This window comes from Novosphingobium sp. ES2-1 (assembly GCF_015169775.1).
Taxonomy (GTDB): Bacteria; Pseudomonadota; Alphaproteobacteria; order Sphingomonadales; family Sphingomonadaceae; genus Novosphingobium; species Novosphingobium subterraneum.
The window spans coordinates 46,685-65,144 of sequence record NZ_CP063448.1 but is presented as its reverse complement, the minus strand read 5'-3'; the positions used below and the strand labels follow the sequence as shown (position 1 = coordinate 65,144).

At 61.6% G+C, this 18,460-nt stretch carries 21 protein-coding genes; 7 read left to right on the top strand and 14 right to left on the bottom strand.

The features are described 5' to 3' along the window. The first annotated feature begins 75 nt into the window (after window positions 1-75). Both IM701_RS19970 and IM701_RS19965 read left to right on the top strand, forming a co-directional pair. A complete protein-coding gene (locus IM701_RS19970) occupies window positions 76-585 on the top strand; it encodes a helix-turn-helix domain-containing protein (protein WP_206662681.1) in 510 nt (169 codons plus the stop codon). After that, complete coding sequence (locus IM701_RS19965) at window positions 582-1,193, top strand: DUF3800 domain-containing protein (RefSeq protein WP_193829145.1); 612 nt, start codon at window positions 582-584, stop codon at window positions 1,191-1,193. Before IM701_RS19970 ends, IM701_RS19965 begins: the two co-directional genes overlap by 4 nt. Before the next feature lie 308 nt (window positions 1,194-1,501). Here the strand turns inward: IM701_RS19965 and IM701_RS19960 are convergent, their stop codons facing one another. Both IM701_RS19960 and IM701_RS19955 read right to left on the bottom strand, forming a co-directional pair. Beyond that, complete coding sequence (locus tag IM701_RS19960; RefSeq protein WP_193829144.1) at window positions 1,502-1,858, bottom strand: hypothetical protein; 357 nt, start codon at window positions 1,856-1,858, stop codon at window positions 1,502-1,504. Window positions 1,859-2,020: 162 nt separating this feature from the next. Next, a complete protein-coding gene (locus IM701_RS19955) occupies window positions 2,021-2,539 on the bottom strand; it encodes a DUF736 domain-containing protein (RefSeq protein ID WP_193829143.1) in 519 nt (172 codons plus the stop codon). Window positions 2,540-2,748: 209 nt separating this feature from the next. Between IM701_RS19955 and IM701_RS19950 the strand changes: the two genes are divergently transcribed. The 4 genes from IM701_RS19950 to IM701_RS19935 all read left to right on the top strand — a co-directional run bounded on the left by IM701_RS19950 (window position 2,749) and on the right by IM701_RS19935 (window position 8,305). Next, window positions 2,749-4,683, top strand: a complete 1,935-nt coding sequence (locus tag IM701_RS19950) for a competence protein CoiA family protein (RefSeq protein ID WP_193829142.1) — start codon at window positions 2,749-2,751, stop codon at window positions 4,681-4,683. Window positions 4,684-4,705: 22 nt separating this feature from the next. Continuing rightward, the gene (locus IM701_RS19945) at window positions 4,706-5,446 is read left to right on the top strand and encodes a hypothetical protein (protein WP_193829141.1); all 741 of its coding nucleotides are present in this window, start codon (window positions 4,706-4,708) and stop codon (window positions 5,444-5,446) included. Between the two features lie 67 nt (window positions 5,447-5,513). After that, window positions 5,514-6,848, top strand: a complete 1,335-nt coding sequence (locus tag IM701_RS19940; protein WP_193829140.1) for a DUF4365 domain-containing protein — start codon at window positions 5,514-5,516, stop codon at window positions 6,846-6,848. After that, window positions 6,845-8,305: a hypothetical protein gene (locus tag IM701_RS19935; protein ID WP_193829139.1), complete on the top strand. Its 1,461-nt coding sequence runs from the start codon at window positions 6,845-6,847 to the stop codon at window positions 8,303-8,305. Before IM701_RS19940 ends, IM701_RS19935 begins: the two co-directional genes overlap by 4 nt. Before the next feature lie 83 nt (window positions 8,306-8,388). Here IM701_RS19935 and IM701_RS19930 read toward each other — a convergent pair whose 3' ends face one another. Then, entirely contained in the window at window positions 8,389-8,664 is a 276-nt protein-coding gene (locus IM701_RS19930) for a hypothetical protein (protein WP_193829138.1), read from the bottom strand. A 46-nt stretch (window positions 8,665-8,710) separates the two neighbouring features. Continuing rightward, a complete protein-coding gene (locus IM701_RS19925; protein ID WP_193829137.1) occupies window positions 8,711-9,118 on the bottom strand; it encodes a DUF3768 domain-containing protein in 408 nt (135 codons plus the stop codon). A gap of 109 nt (window positions 9,119-9,227) precedes the next feature. On the opposite strand from IM701_RS19925, the gene IM701_RS19920 reads away from it, so the two are divergent. After that, window positions 9,228-9,716 carry a hypothetical protein gene (locus tag IM701_RS19920; protein ID WP_193829136.1) on the top strand — a complete coding sequence of 163 codons (489 nt, stop codon included), beginning with the start codon at window positions 9,228-9,230 and terminating at the stop codon, window positions 9,714-9,716. Here IM701_RS19920 and IM701_RS19915 read toward each other — a convergent pair. The 10 genes from IM701_RS19915 to IM701_RS19865 form a co-directional block, all read right to left on the bottom strand. Continuing rightward, the gene (locus IM701_RS19915; protein WP_193829135.1) at window positions 9,710-9,943 is read right to left on the bottom strand and encodes a hypothetical protein; all 234 of its coding nucleotides are present in this window, start codon (window positions 9,941-9,943) and stop codon (window positions 9,710-9,712) included. The two genes, IM701_RS19920 and IM701_RS19915, sit on opposite strands and share 7 nt — an antisense overlap. 24 nt (window positions 9,944-9,967) lie before the next feature. Then, window positions 9,968-10,573: a hypothetical protein gene (locus IM701_RS22020; protein ID WP_230487972.1), complete on the bottom strand. Its 606-nt coding sequence runs from the start codon at window positions 10,571-10,573 to the stop codon at window positions 9,968-9,970. Between the two features lie 10 nt (window positions 10,574-10,583). Beyond that, window positions 10,584-11,240, bottom strand: coding sequence for a hypothetical protein (locus IM701_RS19900; protein ID WP_193829134.1), 657 nt, complete (start codon window positions 11,238-11,240; stop codon window positions 10,584-10,586). 103 nt (window positions 11,241-11,343) lie between these two features. Beyond that, window positions 11,344-12,276 carry an ArdC family protein gene (locus tag IM701_RS19895; RefSeq protein WP_193829133.1) on the bottom strand — a complete coding sequence of 311 codons (933 nt, stop codon included), beginning with the start codon at window positions 12,274-12,276 and terminating at the stop codon, window positions 11,344-11,346. Next, complete coding sequence (locus IM701_RS19890) at window positions 12,276-13,499, bottom strand: IS256 family transposase (RefSeq protein WP_193829036.1); 1,224 nt, start codon at window positions 13,497-13,499, stop codon at window positions 12,276-12,278. Before IM701_RS19890 ends, IM701_RS19895 begins: the two co-directional genes overlap by 1 nt. 203 nt (window positions 13,500-13,702) lie before the next feature. Next, entirely contained in the window at window positions 13,703-13,888 is a 186-nt protein-coding gene (locus IM701_RS19885) for a hypothetical protein (protein WP_193829132.1), read from the bottom strand. Further along, window positions 13,875-14,174, bottom strand: coding sequence for a hypothetical protein (locus IM701_RS19880; RefSeq protein ID WP_193829131.1), 300 nt, complete (start codon window positions 14,172-14,174; stop codon window positions 13,875-13,877). Before IM701_RS19880 ends, IM701_RS19885 begins: the two co-directional genes overlap by 14 nt. Window position 14,175: 1 nt before the next feature. Further along, on the bottom strand, window positions 14,176-14,403 hold the full coding sequence (locus IM701_RS19875; protein ID WP_193829130.1) for a hypothetical protein: 228 nt from the start codon (window positions 14,401-14,403) through the stop codon (window positions 14,176-14,178). A gap of 31 nt (window positions 14,404-14,434) precedes the next feature. Continuing rightward, complete coding sequence (locus tag IM701_RS19870) at window positions 14,435-16,102, bottom strand: ATP-binding protein (protein WP_193829129.1); 1,668 nt, start codon at window positions 16,100-16,102, stop codon at window positions 14,435-14,437. A gap of 77 nt (window positions 16,103-16,179) precedes the next feature. Further along, complete coding sequence (locus tag IM701_RS19865) at window positions 16,180-18,234, bottom strand: ParB/RepB/Spo0J family partition protein (protein ID WP_193829128.1); 2,055 nt, start codon at window positions 18,232-18,234, stop codon at window positions 16,180-16,182. Window positions 18,235-18,460: the final 226 nt, after the last annotated feature.

Here is an 18,460-nt window from a genome sequence, read left to right as displayed (position 1 = left end):
AGGACACCTATGTCCTATGGCTCGATCTTGTCGCGGCCCCCATTCCGGCTCATGTGCAGGATATGGAGAACGCCGTTGACTGACAATACCGATAACGCCCCTGATGACAATCCCACGAAGCAGGCTAAGCGAAGGGCCGCATCCGCCGATAAGTGGGGGGCGAAAGTCATCGCACTTGGCTTTTGCATCCTGCCGTCACTACTTTTGCGTGCGCAACGGCGGCTTGGGCTCAGCCCCACGCAACTGGCCGTGTTGATCCAGCTTGCTGACTTTTGGTGGGACGCAGGACGAAAGCCTTTTCCCAAGAAGGCGGACCTCGCGCAGCGGCTTGGCCTCAGCGACCGCCAAGTGCAGCGTTACATCGCGGAACTGGAAATGGCGGGTTTCGTCCAGCGCATCGAACGGCGTGCCTCGCATCGTGGGAAGATTTCCAACGAATACGATCTGCAAGGCCTGGTTGATCGCCTTGCCGAAATCGAACCAGATTTCAGCGAAGCGGCCGAAGAAGCCCGCGCTGTGCGTAAGGCTGCTGCTAAGCCGCGTGCGCGTCGCCGTATTCGACCGGCGACCAAGGAGGCTGAGTGACAGCTTCCCTCAACAAGAAGGTACTGTGCTTCATCGACGAGTACGGGACTGCGGGTACGGCGTCGTTTCATCTCGGCGCGGTGTTCGTGATGTCCAACGAAGCAGGCCGCTTCGATAAGCGCTTCAGCGACCTGCTAGAGCCAACTGCAAACGAAATTCACGCAGCCAATCTGAGCGATGGGTATTTGCAAAGCCTGTTGCAGCGGTTCTGGAATTCGGCGCCGCAAGATCGTTTGGTGATGCTCAATCAGAAGTTCACGGCCGCGAACGGCGAGCCGCCCGTCCTATATGCTCAGGCGGTGGTGGAAACGGTGAAGATCGGTCTCAAGCGATTCCGCGGCATTCTTGGCCGAACGTCGATCGCCAACGTCGATGTGGTCACTGACGTAAACCACCATAACGATCATCCCGCGTTTCTCGCCGAACTGGAACGGGCGCGCCAGGAAGACGGTCGGTTCCGAGGCGTCAATCGCATTGTCCGATTGGATTCGGCCGCTTCACGTCTCCTGCAATTGGCGGACGTCGTCGCATACGCTCGCAAATGGATCGTGGCCGAGGATTTCAATGCGCAAGGACTGCGTGAGCGATTCGGTATCGAACTGCTCTAGAAACGAATGAGCCGCCCCGAAGGGCGGCTCATGAAGAGGTTGAGGGAGAATGGTGGCCGGCAACCAAGGATTTGCGGCCTTGGGTAGCCACGGCGCTCGCCAAACACGCGGTCGGGACAAGTCGCCTTACAGGTCTCCCTGCAACCCCCACGTACACTACATTGCTGACGTTTTCAAGGTACGTCTGGACAATCGTGTCCGGTACGGGGTCGATCAGGCTTCATACTGACCAGACATTAATGACTGGTGAGCGTACTGGTTCCAAGTACCAAGCCCTGGAAAGTGGTTCGTACCTGACCCCTACCCGACTATCTAAGGCAATCCGCCAATAGCGGAACAAGCTGTGGGTCGAGCGGATATCCGAAACGCTGGGCGATCTCGGCGGCGTGTTCGAAGTCGGCCGCGCTGACGTGGAGCGAACGGGCGAGATCCGCGAGCGTCTCGCCTTCGCGCGGGGCGGATAAGGCATGCAGATTCCCGTGCGCCTGCGTCACCGCGAACGGCCAGGTCATGGCCACGCCGACCACCCGCTCCGCGAGCACGACCAGCGTGTCTCCGGTGCTGATGGCCTCGTCGCACTGGACCGCGTCATAGGCATTGCCGGTGCTGGCAAAGGCGTGATGGCGCCGGGTGGTGAAGGCGAAGCGTTCACTGTCGGTCAGCATTTTGGTTCTCCGGACATCCCCATGCAAATGAAGAGGCGGAACGCCGGGCGGGGGGCAGTGCCGGCGTTCCGCCTCAGGCCGCGCGCGGGGGCATCCGCGGCCTTTGCTCGGGTTGCGGGGACCCGCTTGGGGTCCCCGCCGGTTGGAGTTGGGACAAGCCGATCAGGCGTCGACGAGCGGCGGCAGCGCACCATCGTGTTCGGCGCCGTCCTTGGCACCCGCCCGGCCGCGCTTGGCGGGCGGGGTCGCGGTGCTGTCGCCCAGACCGTCGCCAGCCTGTTCCTCGCTGCGGTCGCCGCCGGTGTCGTCGGCCGGGAACATGTCGCTCTCGCCGTATTCGGACGAACCGAGCTGGGTGTTCCGGCGGCGCGGACGCTGCCAGGCCACCGCCATGGTGCCGTCCTCGCGCGGGAAAGCGGCGATGTAGAGCGGCTGCGCCATCGACGGATCGTCGATCTTGCCCTGGTAGAAGCTCTCGCCGGTCGAGTTCGAGGAGAGCTCGAAGAGCGCGCCGACGATCACCCAGCGGCGCTGGTCGTTGAGCGCGACGATCTCGTAGCGGGGCGCGCGGGGGTTGCTGGAGGTCACCAGCCGCAGGCCGATGGTGCGGGTGATGGTGAGCGTTTCGACAGAACCGATCAGCTGGCCGTTGGCGTTCTTGCGGATTTCACCGATGTTCATGGACGTTCTCCTAGGTGGATCGATTGCGACCGAACCCCTTGTTCGATCACTCTCTTCCCACCCCCCTTCCCTCCCGGCCGTCAGGCCGAAGCTGCGGGCTCTGCCCGCAGAATTGATGGAAGAGCTTTGCGTGAGCTGGCTGTTGATGGCCCCCCGACCAGTGATATGATCCCAGCTCAAGTCCTCGTTCGACGAAAAGCGTTCCTCAGATGCAGAGCGAAAATCCCTTTGGCTTCAAAGATCATCAGCCGTTTTCGGGTTTATCCAACGAGCTCGTGTATGGAATTTCTGCCGACGGTAGTTCGATTCATATTTCGCAAGCCGTCCGTGGACTGCGCTGCAACTGTCGATGCCCCGCATGCGAGCAGGTTTTGGTGGCCAAAAAGGGCAAAAAGCAAATCCACCACTTTGCCCATTACAATAACGGCACGGCCTGCGCTCACATTGCAGAAACGAACGCTCACCTTTGGGCAAAGGATGTTCTAGAGCGCGTAAAATGCCTGACCATACCGACCGTAACTGCCGAACATGGCGGTGTTTCAAAGGTCGTGTCGCCTTCCCAAACATACCGATTTGCGCACGCGAGACTGGAGAAGAAGCTCGGTTCGATAGTGCCCGACGTCGTCCTCATCACACAGAATGGAACAGAACTGATCGTCGAAGTCAGGGTCACCCATCCGTGCGACGACATAAAATTGGGAAAACTTCGCCAGGAAGGCCTTTCGGCAATCGAAATCGATCTGCGCCACTATCGGACTTCCGCCAACCGCGGTGAAGTGGAGCAAGCCCTGCTCTCGAAGGCGCCTCGCGAATGGCTGAACAACGCCAAGAAGGCGAACTTTGACGAACAATTGCGGCTCCGTCTCGCGAACGAGCAGGAGCAAAGAGCGCGTGAGGCCGAAGCGCGCGCCAAACGCGCGGCAGAACTCGAAGCGCAAAAGGCCCTCAGGGAGGAAGAACAAGCCGAGCGAGATGCGCGGAGGCTCATTCAGTCAGTTCGCACCTTCAAAGGGTTCATCCACGAATTGCCCGATGCCGCCAGCGTCATTATCGCCGAGTTTGACGATGTTTCCTGGTCGGACATGCATTCGATCGGCTTTACGGTGAACGATCTGGTGTGGGAAGCCGAGCTAGCCGGAAAGTACCTGACCCACCCGAATGCTCTCGATTTCCAGGAATACGAGCCGATCACGATCACGCAGGCTCTGCGATCGATTGAGCACTATATTATCCCGGGATTCCAGGCCGAGATCCGCCCAAGCGTCCGAGACCGCCTCAGCAGGGTTTTTCCGCGCAAGCGTATTCCTGCAGAGGCCATCGAAGCCTTCTTCGATCATTTGGTGGAGTCTGGCTTTCTGGTGCCGAACCTTCCTGGCTCCTATCATGTGGATGACGGCTATGCCGCTCGCCTTTCCGAAAAAGTAAGGCGCCAGGCGGCGTATGAGCATCGTCTTGAGACACTGCGGACTCGGGTGACAGTTGTCATTGCTGGTTTGCCGAGGAATGATGCAGTCGACTTCGAAATTGAACGCTGGTTGAGCAACGAATGTCATTCTCTGAAAGCGTCGCCTGACACTCTTTGCCGGCTCGGGGACGCCCGTTTCCGCGAGTGCGACAGGTTGCTTCGTCATATCGAGCTGATGTGCGAGGGAGGACCGGCGGTCGAGGAACTGCTGGGCCTCCCGCTTCAAGCCGAAGTCACGCGGGCACTGAATCGTGAGCGAGACCGTCTTCTTCGGGCAGCCGCCAATCGGCGTCAGAGTCTGACCGAAGCTGCTATTTCTCAATTGGAGGAAGAAGCGCACGCATGGCTTTCCGGGCCAGCAGCAGATGACGAGGAACTTACCAGAATCGATCAGGCAGGCGTGGATGACCTGTCCTATCAGCGTGCGCGCCGAGAGCTCGAAAGGGCGACTGCCCTGCGGCAGGCGGCCGCGCGCGCGCGCAAGGAGGCTCTTGCCTGCCAAGAGGAACTTAGAGAAGCAGGCGCAAAGCTCATGGATAAGGAACACCTCGATCTGTTCCTCCGTGCTTTCCATCCGGCGCTCGGAAAATCGCCGCTAACCCATTGCGTGGACAAGCGTTCACTCAAGGAGTGTCTGGCGCTACTGTCCCCGACACGACATAGCGGGCGCAGGAGATAGACCCAGTCGCCCGAAGGATACCATGACCCCAAGAATTGCAGAGGACGGCCTTGAGGCGCACCGGGCTGAATTGAGCCTTTCGGAAGTCATGAGATTGATTGAGCGGACTGCCAGATGGGTGGACCCGGAAAGTTTCGAGAGGCTGCCGGTTTGGTATCCGGAGCACAGTCGAAAAGGGCTATTTTACAAGAACAACTGGTCCGAGCCACAGATGAATCGCAACCGCCAGACGGGCGTTGCAGTCCATAAGCATGAAGGCAATCTCTATGCTAATAAGGCCCTGACCTATGCTCTGGGCCTTCGCGGCAACGATCGGCCCAATTGGTCATGCTGTCACATATGGGGCATCGACGACGCCAGTTACGCGTCTACCAATGTGATCGTCCAAGATGCACGCTACTATTCGTGCGTCGCCAATATGGTCCTACTCCCCACACCGCTGAAGGCATTTACGGACGTGATGCCGGAAGTGAAGGCCATGCTGCGAACTTGCGCATATCACCTGTATGGATGGCGTTGCGGCCATGAGGCTGTTTCTAGTGTGGACGTTGAAAGTCCAGGCCATGACATTGCCTATCCTGAAAGTTGGCCGAATGATGCGCGCAGTTCGCGTCCCTTGGGCATTGTGACTTTCAGCTCATCCATTGGTCGAGATGCGAGTCGCAGATTGGATCGCATTCGCTTTGACCTTCAGAATGCAGGGCCACATTATCCGCGTGAGCAGGTGATTGCCGTCGCTGCATACTGGAATATGCAGCTTTAGGTGGAAAAGGCCGTTGGATTGGCGGAATCCTGCTTTTGCAGGTTCTTAGAATGTTCTAGTTTAGGCCATGGCCAAGCATCTCACTCCAAACCAGATCATCGGCGAAATTGGCGAGAACGCCGTAAGAGGCCGCTTCCTCTCCATCGGTTTTCAGTTCGATGGACGCTCAAGGCTTGAAGCCGGGATCGACGGCATCGCCGAGGTAATGGACAACGGGCAACCGATGGCCCGAATGATAGCGGTTCAGGTCAAGTCGACGGACAGCGGTCGCTACGTTGCAGAAACCGACGATTCCTTCACCTACCTGCTCAGGCCTCAGGATCTCGATTACTGGAAAGGCTCGAACCTTCCGGTGATCGTCGTCTTCTATCGGCGCTCGGATGAAAGCTTTTATTGGAAGGAAGTTTCGCGCGAGCAAGATGCCAGCGAGAGGCGTCTGCTGATAAACAAGACGCTCGACGTCCTCGACAGCACAACCGTAAACCGCCTTGCCGGTCTGACCGTGCCGAAGGCCGGATTCGGCTATTACGTGCCGGCTTTGGGCGGCGGCGAAGAAGCGATCGTCAACATCCTGCCGATCAGCCTCCCCAATGAAATTTTCGTCGCCTCAACACCCTATGACGGCAAGAAGGCGTCAGCTATTTTGCTTGATGGGGATGAGCCGGCACGGTTTGACTGGGTTATCCAGGGCGGAACATTTTGGTCCTTCCATGACCCGCGAACCTCTTGTTGCCGGGAAATCGTCGATCAGGATCAAGTGGATGCGATCGATACGGCTGATCTCGCCTTTCATGACGATGTCGATGAGCAAAACCGTTTCAGCTTTTTGCTGCGACAGACATTGCGGCACCAGACCCGCGACGATCTCAATTGGAGCAAGAGCAACAAAATCCTCTATTTCAGAGCCCGCGAAGCAGGTGTCGCGCGAAATTATGCATACGATTCAGCCAAGAAGAAAACCGATGCAGACGTCGTCAGCGTCACCTTGAGCGATAAGGACACGGGCCGGATTTCCTTTGTGCGGCATCACGCGTTTTCGCCGCGCTTCGAGCTCATGGGTGACCAATGGTATCTCATCGTCTCACCGACCTATTATTTCACCACCAACGGCTTCGTTCCCCATTCGCACCCCGCCGCCCTCCTCGCGGGCAAGAAGCGTCTCGATAAAAGTGCGGCGCTGCGCGGGCAAGTGATCATGTGGCATCGCTTCCTCACCGAGGACGAGCGTAGCGCTGAGCGCAACGCAGGAGGTCTTTTCGGCGTGAGCGTGACGTCCGAGCCGCGGTTGCTTTTCGGAGAGCCGCCCAGTGTGGAGCTTGAGACCCGGGTGCCGGAAGATGGCTGGGGGGGCGGCAAGAAGAAGGCCGAGTCCGCTGAACAGCAAGAAGGGCTCTTCGCATGACGACGTTCGCGACGCGCATTTTCAACGAGCCCGAACTGGAATTTGGCGACCGTCATCATCATCCAGATCCACGACTGGGCCTTGTGGAGGCGGGCCCGCTTCAGCCCTTTGTCGGGGAAGTCATCAAGATTGGCATCATCGGGAGTGCCAAGACGATCGAGGATACGAAGAAGTTCCTTGAGACGGCATCAAATGGGATCGATGGAAAATCCGAGAAGCATCCCAACATGCACCCGGCTTTTCCAGGACTGGGCAACCAAAGCCCATATCGCTGCAGGTTCGAAGTCGAAGAGGGAGCGACAGCCGCACTCTCGCAAAGCAAACTCGACAAGATTGCGCGAGAGCCGGACCATCAGCGTGCCGTCGAAATGGCCGTCGATGACATCGTTGCAGAGCTGCAATCGCTCGACGACAGCGGTCATCGACCAAATGTGGCGATCATTGCGTTGCCTGTCCGCCTGTTGGAACGGGTCTGGAATGCGAAGGTCGATTCTGGCGGCACGACCGAAAAGGACGATAGCAGCGGTACGGACGCACCAAATTTCCGGGGGATGCTGAAGGCTAAGGCAATGGGCCTGAGCTTCCCCATCCAGATCGTGTGGGAAGATGTCGTCGATGAAAAAGCTTCTATCCCGCAGAAGGTCAAGGAAAGCAGCGCGCGCAAGATCCAGGACCTGGCTGGTAGAAGCTGGAACCTGATGACAACCCTTTATTACAAGGGAAGTGGCCGGATTCCCTGGCGCCGGATGCCGGTCGAAGGTGAATACACCTCGTGCTACATTGGAATCAGTTTCTACCGTGAAGCCGGTGGGCAGCAGCTCTTCACCAGCTCAGCGCAGATGTTTGATGAGCGCGGTCGTGGCTTTGTCCTCAAGGGCAAGCGGGCACACACTGAAAGCCGGGGTCGACATCCGTTCATGACGCGCGATGACGCTCGTGAAATCGTGGAAAATGTCCTCGCGGCCTACAAAACTCATCACAAGAACCTCCCTGCGCGGGTAATCGTACTCAAAACCTCAAGATTCAAAGATGAGGAAGCCGACGGGATTCTGGAGGCGCTGGACACCGCCGGAACCGAGATGCGTGATCTGGTCTGGGTTCAGGAGTCTTATTCGGTCAAGCTTTTGCGGGACGGAAACTATCCCGTGCTTCGAGGCACCTTCGTCGACCTGAGAGGGAATGGACTGCTCTATACCAACGGGAGCATGCCCTACTATGGCACTTATCCGGGGATGTACGATCCCCGACCACTGCTGCTTTGCCCGCACAAGAGCTGTGACAGCACGATTGCTCAACTCGCAGAAGAGGTCTTCTCACTTACCAAAATCAACTGGAATTCGACGCAGATGAATCAGCGGCTGCCCATCCCGATCCGGGCGGCGCGCAAGGTGGGCGAGGTTCTAAAGTACATGAAGGAAGGGCAGGTCGAGAGTTCCGACTATCGCAAATATATTTAGGAGGTGATCCTGCCAGGCGCGGGTGCCTTCGCAAGCGACGGTCATGAGTCAGTCATGTTGGCTGGCAGGCTTTTTTTCTCCTGTTAGAGAGAGAATAGCCTGGCAATCATCTTGCTTATGGGCCTTCCGGTCCGGTGCGGTATCCTCAGTTTATCCGCCGCAAGTTGGCTCGCAAGGGTTGGTGGAATTTCGGCAAAGTCACTCGCGATACCGAGCAATTCAACCGTAGTGCTGATTTCCTGGAAGTCAGTGCCGCGCCACATAAGTAGAGCTGGCTCGCGTGCATCATCTAGTGTCCCAAAAACCATGACGAAAAATGTGTCGAGAGCTGGATCCCAGCCCACGGCCACTTCGAACATGTCCGAGTGCTGAGCCAGTGGCTTTAACGAATACCGGCTCATCGTCTCACCAGTCGCTCGCCAACATGATCGTGACGACGCGGAAGCTCTGCTGCGCGTCCCACGGTGTTTCGGACCCCCAGGAAAACGTCCCGTCGTTGGCATAGACGTCGATCTTCCAGAAAATCTTGTGCCCCTCAAACTCGACCGCGCCAAAGTCGCGCTCGCCGTGAGGGTCGTTCCCCGGCTCGATCGGGGTCTCGTTGATCAGCCTGCGCAGCGCCGCCTGGCCCAGCATCAGACTGGCTTGGCGGGCGCCAGGGTCCTCGGCGTCGCCTGCAAGAATGTCGGCCAACGCCCGCGTGAACACCGTGCGCGAAGTGGGTAGCGAGCCTGCGCGGGCCGCGTCGTTGAGCTTGGCGATCTCGGCCGTGTGGTCAGTAGCGACGGGCGTGGGTTGTGCAAGCTGGCTCATGGGTTCTTCCTTTCAAGATTGATCCCCCGCCGAGTGCCCCCTCCCCTCGGTTGTCAGGTTGACGGGGCCTGAGCGTTCACGCTACGTTCTTTTTGAAAAGGACCTCGCCATGCCCGCTCCCAGCAACCTCGACCATTTCGATCTCGACATCGGCCTGCGCGATGCGTCGTGCGACGAGAACCTGCCGCCGGTGCGCCGGGCAATCGCGGCGCTGTGCATCGGGGTCGGCGTGGACGACGCCTATCTGTCGGTCCGGGAACTGCGCGAGGCAGTGTCGCTGGTGCATGAAAACGCCCCCGGCGGACGGGCAAAGCTGGCCGGCATCCTCAGCACGCAGTGCGACGACTTCCAGCGAGCGATCTACTACTGCCTCGCCGGGCGCGGCGTAGTCGAGATGGCCGAGGCGATGGATTGGCTACTGACGGTCCTCAAGGCGCGCGGCCGCACCGCGGCCTGGCTCAGCCGACTGCGAGTGCGGCGCAAGGACCTCGTTTCGCCCTATGTCAGCGAAGCGCCCGACGGCCCGGTCGTATCGGCCAGCGCCGATTTCGAGCTCGGGCAATCATGGTTCGTCGAGCGCGGGCCTGAGCCCTACTGATCATCCGGGGCGTCATCGTTGCAGGTGACGACCCGCGAGACAGTGCGCCCCGGCGCCGCCTTGCTCGCCAGGACCACGCGGAACGGCTGCAGCGGGTTACCGGTCTTGACTACGGCAGTGTCGCCCTGAACGTGCTCAGCAACCCTGGTGGCGATACGGTTGGCGTTCTCGATGCTGCACAGGCGCGCCCTTTTTGACGAGCGCTGAGGTGGGGCGGGATCGGTCATGGCGCTACTCGCTTGGGTGCCAGGTCACGGGGTTGACTGGGCTGCGGGCGGCGGCACGATCGTCCAGGCCCGGCTCATCAGCTTGCTGATCTTCACCCCGACCCCGTCGCTGACCCGGCGCAGAATGGTCTTCCTGCCCGACTGGACCACGCGGAAGCTGCGCTCACACTGCCCGTCGGTGAAGGTCAGCGGCTCGGCCAGCACCAGCATGTCGCCGGGCGCCGGCTTGCGGCGCGTGGTCAGGGCGAGACGCTGGCGGCAGTGCTCGCGCCACTGGGCGGCGTATTCGTTGCCGGGAGGGCCGAGCAGGTCGAGGATCGATGCGGGGCAATCATAATTGTACGGCCCCATCGTTTCGCTCATGTCCTTGTACCCGAACTCTTCGCCGCTGCGCGCGCCGGGGTTCCATTTGACGAGGCAGATGATCGCGAATGTCTCGCTCGGGGCGTCGAGGTCGTAGCTCTGGCAGGCGGCGTAGTAGGCGCCCGAACGGACAGTGGATTTGAGGACACGCAGGCCCGTCGCCCGGCCCTTCTCAGGGTCGGGCGGATAGGTGCACTGGTTGTCGAGATAGGCCTTCGGCGTGGCGAACGGGGCCATGCCGCCGCGTGACATGAACAGCCAACCCATATGGGGTCTCCTAGACGAGCGCCTGCTGGCGCGGATTGATGGCAAGGCCGGTCTCGCGCACGACGAGCGCGCGGAAGCTGTGCGGCGCGGCAAGGACAGCGATGTCGCAGAAGTGGTTGCGATCGCCGAGGTAGTCCTGGCGCCCCTTGCAGCGGCGGAACATGACCTCGCGGCCCGGACGGATGCAGGGAATCGAGACCTGGACGTAGATCTCGTCACCGTGGAGCGTGATCTCGCCCGAGACCGCAGGCCCCGCAAAGTTGCTGCGCAGATCGTACTGGTCGGGTTCGAGGCCGAGATGGCGCGCCGCCACCCGCAGCGCCGAACGCGCCTCGCGGTGGAACGCGCGCTTGGCTTCCGGGTCGTAGCCGATGCCGCGGCGGGCCAGCGCGACAAGCGCGGGCTTCGACTTCAGCTCGTCGATCTTGGCGAGGCATTGCCGGCGCAGCGGCAGGTCTTCGGCGAAGGTCTCGTCGGGTGCGTGGCCGAGCGCGATGCGGCCAACATGACGCGCGAGCAGGATGGTCGCGGGATCGCGGGCCGGGTCGATCCCGGCGTTGCGCGCGTCCTGCATCGCATCGACGACGGCCTGGGTGGCGGTGGCAATGGTCGCGAGCGCGTCGGGCTGCAGGGCACGGCGATAGCGGAAGTCGAGATCGTAGTTCATCGGTGAAGTCTCCCTTTGCGCCCCCTGGCGCATCGGGCTCCCACCCCCTCCCCTTCCCGCTCGCCTTGCGAGCGGCAGCAGTGCCTCGGCTTTCCGGACGCCGTCAGGCCGCCTCCTTGAGTTCGTCCGGCAGGGTCGAACCGAGCGCCGGATCGTACTGGCGAAGCCACTTCACCGCTTGCTCGGCCTTGGCGGCCGCGTGGAGGATCGCGGTCTTGTCGCCGCGCAGGATCTTCATCCAGTGGTGGATGTAGGAAGCGTGGCTGTCGTGGAGTTCATTGGGGAGGCCGTATTCGGCGCAAAGGGTAGCCTGGCAGAGCGACGCGACGATTTCCTCGAAGGCGTAGGCATCGTCCCCGAAGCGTTTGCCGAACTGGCGGTTCAGCCGCTTGGCCGACCCCGTGGCGTGGCCGAGCTCGTGGCAACGGGTCGAGAAATAGGCCTCGATCGAATGGAACGCCCCTGGCGATGGTAGAGTCACCGTGTCGGTGCTCGGCGTGTAATGCGCGCTGTCGCCGCCGTGGACGACACGGATCGGGATCGCGTCGAGGAAGGCCTGCACCCCGGCCGAGAGTTCGCCGATCGCCTTGGGGTCAGGCGGCTCGGGGTAGTAGTGCGCCGGCAGCCCCTCGATCTGCGAGGCGTTGAAGACGTGGTTCCACTTCATGAACCGGATCGTCTTCTCTGTTGTCTCTCCAGTCTCGCGATCGGTGTCGGCCTTGCGCGCCGAACTGTAGAACACGCTGAACGAGCCGCTCTCGCCCTTGCGGACATGGGCGCCGAGTTCGAGCGCCTGGCGGAAGGTCATCCAGTAGGGGCTGGGGTAGCCCCGGCTTTCTGCTACTGCCCATAAAAAGAACGTGTTGATCCCCGAATAGGGGACTCCGTTATGGCGGAGCGGGCGCGTGCTGGTCGAGGTCCAGGGCTTGAGCCATGGGGCCGTGCCGGCGGCAATCTTCTCGAGGATCAGGTCGGTTATGGCTTGGGCAACGTCGGGACTGTCAGGATTTCCGTGTGCGGGCGGGCGGTTAAACATTACGCCGCCATGGCCTTGATGAAGCGTTCGCCGAACAGGACGGCGAACTGGGCCTTGGCCATGGACCACTCACGCGGCGGCATCTTCCACGTTTTCTCGGACCGGTTCAAGATCAGGTACAGCAGCTTGGTCGCGGCATCGTCACTGGGGAAGTGCCCCCTGGCCCTGACCGCCCGCCGGAGCTGAGCATTCAGGGCCTCGATGGCATTCGTGGTGTAGACGATCCTGCGGACCTCGTCGGGGAACGCGAAGAAGGGGATGACCTCACTCCACGCCCGCCGCCAGCTCTGACCGATTGCAGGGTAGCGCCGCCCCCATTCGCTGTTCTCGAAGGCCGTGAGCGCCTCCTCGGCAGCCTTGGCATCGACGGCGCGGTAGATGCTCTTCAAGGCGCTCGCCAGTGGCTTACGGTCCTTCCAGGAGACGAAGTCCATCGAGTTGCGCAGCAGATGGACGATGCAGGTCTGGACGATCGCTTCCGGGAACACGGCGGTAATCGCGTCCGGGAAGCCCTTGAGGCCATCGACGACGGCTAGCATGATATCTTCCACGCCCCGGTTCTTGAGCTCGTTCATGACGCGCAGCCAGAACTTGGCACCTTCGTTCTGCTCGATCCACAGGCCCAGGACGACCTTGGTGCCATCGGCCAGCACACCCAGCGCGATGTGAATCGCCTTGTTGCGGACCATGCCTTCGTCGCGGATCTTGACCCGGATCGCGTCAAAGAAAACCAGCGGATAGGCTGGATCGAGCGGCCGGGCCTGCCAGGCGGCGACCTCCTCGAGCACGGCGTCGGTGACGGTCGATATCAGGTCTGGCGAGACGTCGATGCCATACAGCTCGCGCAGATGCCCGGTGATCTCCCGGGTGCTCATGCCGCGTGCGTACATCGACACGATCTTGTCGTCGAAGCCGGGGAAACGACGCTGGTATTTGGCGATCAGTTGCGGATCAAAGCTGCCTTGGCGATCCCGGGGCACCTCGATCTCGATCTTGCCGGTGTCGGTAACGACGGTCTTGCGGCCATAGCCATTGCGGTTGTTGCCAGCCTGGTCGTCATGCCCGAGATGATGGTCCATCTCCGCATTAAGCGCACGTTCGGCCAGTGCCTTCTTCAGCGAATCCAGCAGGCCACCCTGCTGAAGGGCCGCAGCAGCATCGCCGCCAGCCAGAAGTTGATCGAGTAAATCAGCCGGTATCACCGGTTCCTTGCGTCGGGACATAGTGGGACTCCTTCTTGCCCATTATGCCCGCCCACACACGGAAATCCTGACAGTCCCGCAACGTCAGGGCGCGCTGCCGCCGGTCTTGTGGGCCGCATGAGAGTTCTCCGTGACGATGAGCGCAGGTCCCTCCCACACCTTCCAATCGTCACTTCAGCCCGCTCTCCCTCTTCTCTCTACGTGACTGATTGGCCGGGCACGCGTCAAAGTTCAGTGACGAATTCTGCCTGCAGATCCCAGCGATCTGTCCACCCCGGCAAAGAGGAACACGGCGCGGATCCCGCTTCAAAAACATCAATGGCGTCAGCCAAATCTTCCGCCTCGATTTCGAGCGTAATCCACTTCTCAACGCGGAAGACCTGCGTCACCTTCAACCTACGCTTCGCCATGAGGTGGAGGCTCCTTTCGGTGGTTCCAGTCGTAGCTGCGCGAGTTCAGGTATTCCGGATCGCCTTCCTCATCGACCAGATATCCGGCGACCTCATCAGCAAATTCGGCATCGAGTATGGCTGCAGTGTTAGGGATCAGGCGAACTGGAAGACCATTGCCGAACAGCTCTGCGTCGGCCTTTGTCATTGCATCCTGGTGGCCCACAGCTTCTACGGCGACCTTGATGCGAACGACGGCGTAGACATGGACGCTGTGTTTCCGCGCCTTCGGGTTTGAGCCGACCATCTCACGCTACCTCGAAGGCATGCGTGTGGGTGTCATAATAGATTTCAAGCGCCGTCAGTTGGGCATCCGACAAGTTCCTGTACTCATCTTTGTCCGGGTGGTGTTGCTCCCAAGCCTCCCACAGCTTGATGATTGTCCCGTCCGGCAAGATGATCGCGGTTTCGGCATCGCTCAGCCGCGTTCCGTCAGGCACTTCGACCACTCCGGTCAATTGGTAGTGGAAGCGCATAATCATCACTCCTCGTGGTGCCTGGCACTGGTTACTGATGAACTGCTGGTTGGCCAGTCGGGGCTAGTTCAAGGCTGACACTGTCGTTGGACCAGCTCAGACGCAGCGTGCGCCCGTGCGGAATGCGCCAGGCAACCCGGTCGGCGAAGGCCATGCGGATGCCCGCAAGAATTGCCGCGTCCTCGCCTTCGAGGATGGCATGGGCGCGCACCGCCGCATCGTGGCGGAATCGGGTCTCCTGGGTGTCGTAGCTGTCCGCATCGGAATCGTCGGAAGGCGAGAACACCGCATCGATGATGAGGTCGGTAAGATCGTCCGGCCCGAGCGCGGTGGTCCAGGTCAGCGCAATGCGTGCGTTGTCGGGATCGCCCCAGGAGTCAGGGTCGTCTAGAATCGCAAAGTCGGTCTCGAGATCGAGCCTCCGGTCATGCTGGTCGGTCATTTCGATCGTGATCGCGTCGGGGCGCAGAGTGACAGATTCGGTTTCGTCAGCAGGCGCGCCGCCATCGAAGGTGAAGCGCTCGCCGGTGCGAACAAAGGCCGGGAGGGCATCGTACCAGGGATAGCCGATGAAATTGGTGATCGGCTCAAAGAAGGCGCGCGGTTCGGGACCGCCGAGGCGGTGCATCTCGCCGCCGTTCGAGCGCCGCAAGGCGCGGCCGAAGGTCACAGCGTCGAAGGAGTCGGTGTCGTCATAGATCGCCGCGCCCGCCTCGAGGTCGGCAAACCGCGGCACCTCGCGGTAGCTGTCGCGGGCGAGGGTCGGGTACCACAGCGGCAGTTGCCGCGCCGCCTGCGGGAAGTCGTCGTGGTAGAGGCTCGCCTCAAGCCAGTTCTCGAAGCTCAGGCGGTGGAACGGTTCCTCGCGGATGACCGAAAAGATCGCCTCGCGGCAGAGTGCCACGAGCCGGTCGAGCGCGGCGTTACGGTATATTTCCTTGCGTGCGGGCAGCACCAGGACGAGATCAGGCGCGTCGATGACATCGACCTGCACGGACCACTGGGTGTGGTGCACTTCCTTCACCACCGGGAAGGCGTGTTTGAGGGTAAGCCCATGGAAATTGAGCGTCGCGATATGCGGTGAATGCCGGTCGCGGAACACGCCGATGCGGAAGCCGTCCCGCTCGATGACCTTGTGCGCATCAGCGAGGAAGTCGGCGCGGGCAAGGGCCTTGCCGTTGTAGCTGACCGGGACGGCCAAAAACCGCGCCGCCGCTTCTACGCAGCGTTCGAGCTTGCCGTCAGGCTGCGGATCGAACCGGAAGGCGATGGCCGTGCCACGCGGCCCATCGAAGGGCAGCACATCGATGTCGGCCTCGCCGGTCCAGGCATCCCCCGCAATCGCCAGCGAGAACGCGCCGTCAGCGCTCCGCGAACTGACCACTGTGTCGAGGCCCGCGAGGCTGAAGAACCCCATGCCCGCCGGGTCCTCGCGCGTACGGCACTCCTCGGACCAGTCGGACTGGCCGAGTGAGAGGAGGTCGACCGGGTCGGCGATCCCGGCGCCGTCATCGCTCACCGTGATGAGGCAGGCGTCTGCCATGTGCTCGGCAGTGACCGCGATGCGGCCCGCGCCAGCGCGGCGGGCATTCTGGAAGAGCTCGTTGAAGATGTCGTCGAGGGTCCCGTTGAAGATCCGGGTGACCTTGGAAATCGCGTGCGGGGAGACCCGGGCACGCAGCGTGGTGATCATGGTCATGGAGGTGGTTCCTGGATGGACCGGCACGCTGCCGCAGGGCGCACGGGGTGCGCGGGCAGCGTGCCGGCGAGGCTGGTTCAGGCGTCGACGGTCTCGCCGGCCTCGGCGTCCTGCTCTTCGGCAGGTTCGAGGTCGCCCGCATCGCTCTCGGGTTCGTGCTCGACCGGCGCTTCGTCATCGGGCTCGCTCGCGGCGAGCACGCGGAAGCGCATGGCTTCGGGCACCCAGGCGAGCGCAGCCTCCTTGACTTCGGGCGCGACGATGGTCTCACCGGCGAACAGCTTCTCGCAGGAGGCCGAGAGATCACCCTTCTTCGAGCCCATGAAGCTCGCCGCCATGGTCGGTCCGCCGACCTCGCTGACGTGGGCGAGCAGAGCCTGCTTGCTGACGCGGTCGAAGTAATTGGCCGAGGTCGGACGCCAGTGGCTGGCGACGTTGATCCCCATCAGCGACGCGAGGTGGTCGTGGAGGTCGATCGGTTCAGGGCCGGACTGGCCCGCCTTCTTGTCGATGCCCATGCTCGCCTCGAGCGTCTTCGCCATGCACCAGGCGAGCCAGCTTGCCTTGGCATCGTCGTCGAGCGCGCTGAACGCCGAGAACCGGTCGACCGTGCGGCGGTGCTCGGTCCACGACAGGTCGAGCGTCTCGCGCATGTCGGCCATCAGCGTATGCGCCGGGCTTTCTGGGTAATTGGCGAGGTAGAGCGAGGGCGACGGCGCGCGCAGCGTCGTGCCGAGCGCCTGCGCACTATAGAGCGCGCGGGAGTCGGCGATGGCGAAGATCAGGTAGTCGAGCGCGATCGCCGGGTTCGAGGCGAGGTTGATCGCGAGAATATCGCGGCGCTGGACGGCAAGTTCCTCGACCAGCTTCTGCGAGAGCGGCTTGGGCGCGGACGAGGTGCTACCGCCCTCCCCTGCCGCTCCGCTGGCACCCTCGGCGGCGTCGCCCCCGCGGGCCTTGCGGCGTTCGAGCGGCTTGTCGCTGTAGAGGCCGCTGGCAACCGTGGGCTGGCCGTCGGTGCCGATGATCACGAAGCAGCCGACATTCGCCTTCATCTCCTCGGGGATCACCGGGGGTTTGTCGTGGAGCGCGTCGTAGGCGCTGCTCGCGGCATCCCAGCGGGTCTGGAACTCGGCTGCGGCAGCCTCGTCGTCCTCGTCGAGCGTCTCGCTTTCGGCTTCGAGCGCCGAGATCATCTCGAGGAGCTTGTCGGCCTCGACCTGTTCTTCGTCGGTGAGCGGCGCCGGTTCGAGATGGACCTGGTGGAGGTCTTCGGTCGCGTTGTAGGTGACGCGGGTCTCAAGGATCGGGCGGACCCAGGCATAGCCGGAGGTTTGGGCGACCTCGGCCGCAAAGGCCTGGAGCTTTTCACCGGCGATACGCTGCGCAATCTCGGCATCGATCCAGGTCTCGCCACCGTCCTCGGTAAACAGGTCGCGCTCGATCTTGCCGCCGGCGGCGAGGTATTCGGCTTCGCTGGCGAGCTTCGCCATTGGCGAGGACGAGCGGATCGCGCTGTGCGTCACCATGCGGCGGATGGAATCCGGATTGTTGCCCTGCCAGCTGTTCGACAGCTCGTTCCAGACCATCATTTGGCGGTCGTGGTTAGGCGTCGTCGCATAGGCCTTGGCGACGTCGAGGGTGATCTTGCCCTCTTCAAGCGCGGCAAAGATCGGATCGGCGAGGTCAGCGAGCCGCAGGCGGCCTTCGATGAACCGGCGGGTGCGACCGAACCGCTTGGCGATCGCGTCGAGGTCACTGCCCTCGTTGACGAAGTGCTTGTAGGCGCGGATCTCGTCGGTCGGGGTCATGTCGAGCCGGATGACGTTCTCGATCAGCGAAAGCTCGGATTGCTCGGCGGCATCGATGTCGAGGACGCGGCATGCGACGGGGTGATCCTTGGGAAGCTTGCCCGCGCTGAGGAGAAAGTTGAGGGCGCGGAGGCGGCGGCCGCCCGCGGTCACGTCGAACATGCCCCGCTTCTTGGCTGGCACAACGATCAGGTTCTGAAGGAGGCCCTTGGCCTCGATATTGGCAGCCAATTCCTCGATGAAGAGGTTGCTGTCGTTCTTGCGGACGTTGGCTTCGGACAGCCGTAGCTTACCGAGCGGGATCAACTCGATGTCGTTCATGGGAGTGCTCCTGAAGGCCGGATTTGGCCGAGCCCTTCGGCTCACCCCTTCCAGCCCCCCTCCCCTCACAGTTTCAGGATTGCCCGATTTCCCGGGAAAGACTGCGCGGCCCAAAGCGGCTCGCTCGATGCCGTGAGGCATAAATTTTAGATTTATGCCTCACGGCCCGGATCGTCCGCGGAACCCAGATTGCACAACTTGGTTGCGTTTATTGCGAATACGCGCT

What these genes read in the sequence shown, in the direction of transcription:
- IM701_RS19960 (WP_193829144.1), bottom strand. Translation starts at nt 1,858, where the DNA reads ATGCTGACCGACAGTGAACGCTTCGCCTTCACCACCCGGCGCCATCAC.
- IM701_RS19925 (WP_193829137.1), bottom strand. Translation starts at nt 9,118, where the DNA reads ATGAGCCAGCTTGCACAACCCACGCCCGTCGCTACTGACCACACGGCC.
- IM701_RS19935 (WP_193829139.1), top strand. Translation starts at nt 6,845, where the DNA reads ATGACGACGTTCGCGACGCGCATTTTCAACGAGCCCGAACTGGAATTT.
- IM701_RS19890 (WP_193829036.1), bottom strand. Translation starts at nt 13,499, where the DNA reads ATGTCCCGACGCAAGGAACCGGTGATACCGGCTGATTTACTCGATCAA.
- IM701_RS19895 (WP_193829133.1), bottom strand. Translation starts at nt 12,276, where the DNA reads ATGTTTAACCGCCCGCCCGCACACGGAAATCCTGACAGTCCCGACGTT.
- IM701_RS19945 (WP_193829141.1), top strand. Translation starts at nt 4,706, where the DNA reads ATGACCCCAAGAATTGCAGAGGACGGCCTTGAGGCGCACCGGGCTGAA.
- IM701_RS19900 (WP_193829134.1), bottom strand. Translation starts at nt 11,240, where the DNA reads ATGAACTACGATCTCGACTTCCGCTATCGCCGTGCCCTGCAGCCCGAC.
- IM701_RS19915 (WP_193829135.1), bottom strand. Translation starts at nt 9,943, where the DNA reads ATGACCGATCCCGCCCCACCTCAGCGCTCGTCAAAAAGGGCGCGCCTG.
- IM701_RS19930 (WP_193829138.1), bottom strand. Translation starts at nt 8,664, where the DNA reads ATGTTCGAAGTGGCCGTGGGCTGGGATCCAGCTCTCGACACATTTTTC.
- IM701_RS19885 (WP_193829132.1), bottom strand. Translation starts at nt 13,888, where the DNA reads ATGGCGAAGCGTAGGTTGAAGGTGACGCAGGTCTTCCGCGTTGAGAAG.
- IM701_RS19875 (WP_193829130.1), bottom strand. Translation starts at nt 14,403, where the DNA reads ATGCGCTTCCACTACCAATTGACCGGAGTGGTCGAAGTGCCTGACGGA.
- IM701_RS19940 (WP_193829140.1), top strand. Translation starts at nt 5,514, where the DNA reads ATGGCCAAGCATCTCACTCCAAACCAGATCATCGGCGAAATTGGCGAG.
- IM701_RS19920 (WP_193829136.1), top strand. Translation starts at nt 9,228, where the DNA reads ATGCCCGCTCCCAGCAACCTCGACCATTTCGATCTCGACATCGGCCTG.
- IM701_RS19955 (WP_193829143.1), bottom strand. Translation starts at nt 2,539, where the DNA reads ATGAACATCGGTGAAATCCGCAAGAACGCCAACGGCCAGCTGATCGGT.
- IM701_RS19870 (WP_193829129.1), bottom strand. Translation starts at nt 16,102, where the DNA reads ATGACCATGATCACCACGCTGCGTGCCCGGGTCTCCCCGCACGCGATT.
- IM701_RS19950 (WP_193829142.1), top strand. Translation starts at nt 2,749, where the DNA reads ATGCAGAGCGAAAATCCCTTTGGCTTCAAAGATCATCAGCCGTTTTCG.
- IM701_RS19865 (WP_193829128.1), bottom strand. Translation starts at nt 18,234, where the DNA reads ATGAACGACATCGAGTTGATCCCGCTCGGTAAGCTACGGCTGTCCGAA.
- IM701_RS22020 (WP_230487972.1), bottom strand. Translation starts at nt 10,573, where the DNA reads ATGGGTTGGCTGTTCATGTCACGCGGCGGCATGGCCCCGTTCGCCACG.
- IM701_RS19880 (WP_193829131.1), bottom strand. Translation starts at nt 14,174, where the DNA reads ATGGTCGGCTCAAACCCGAAGGCGCGGAAACACAGCGTCCATGTCTAC.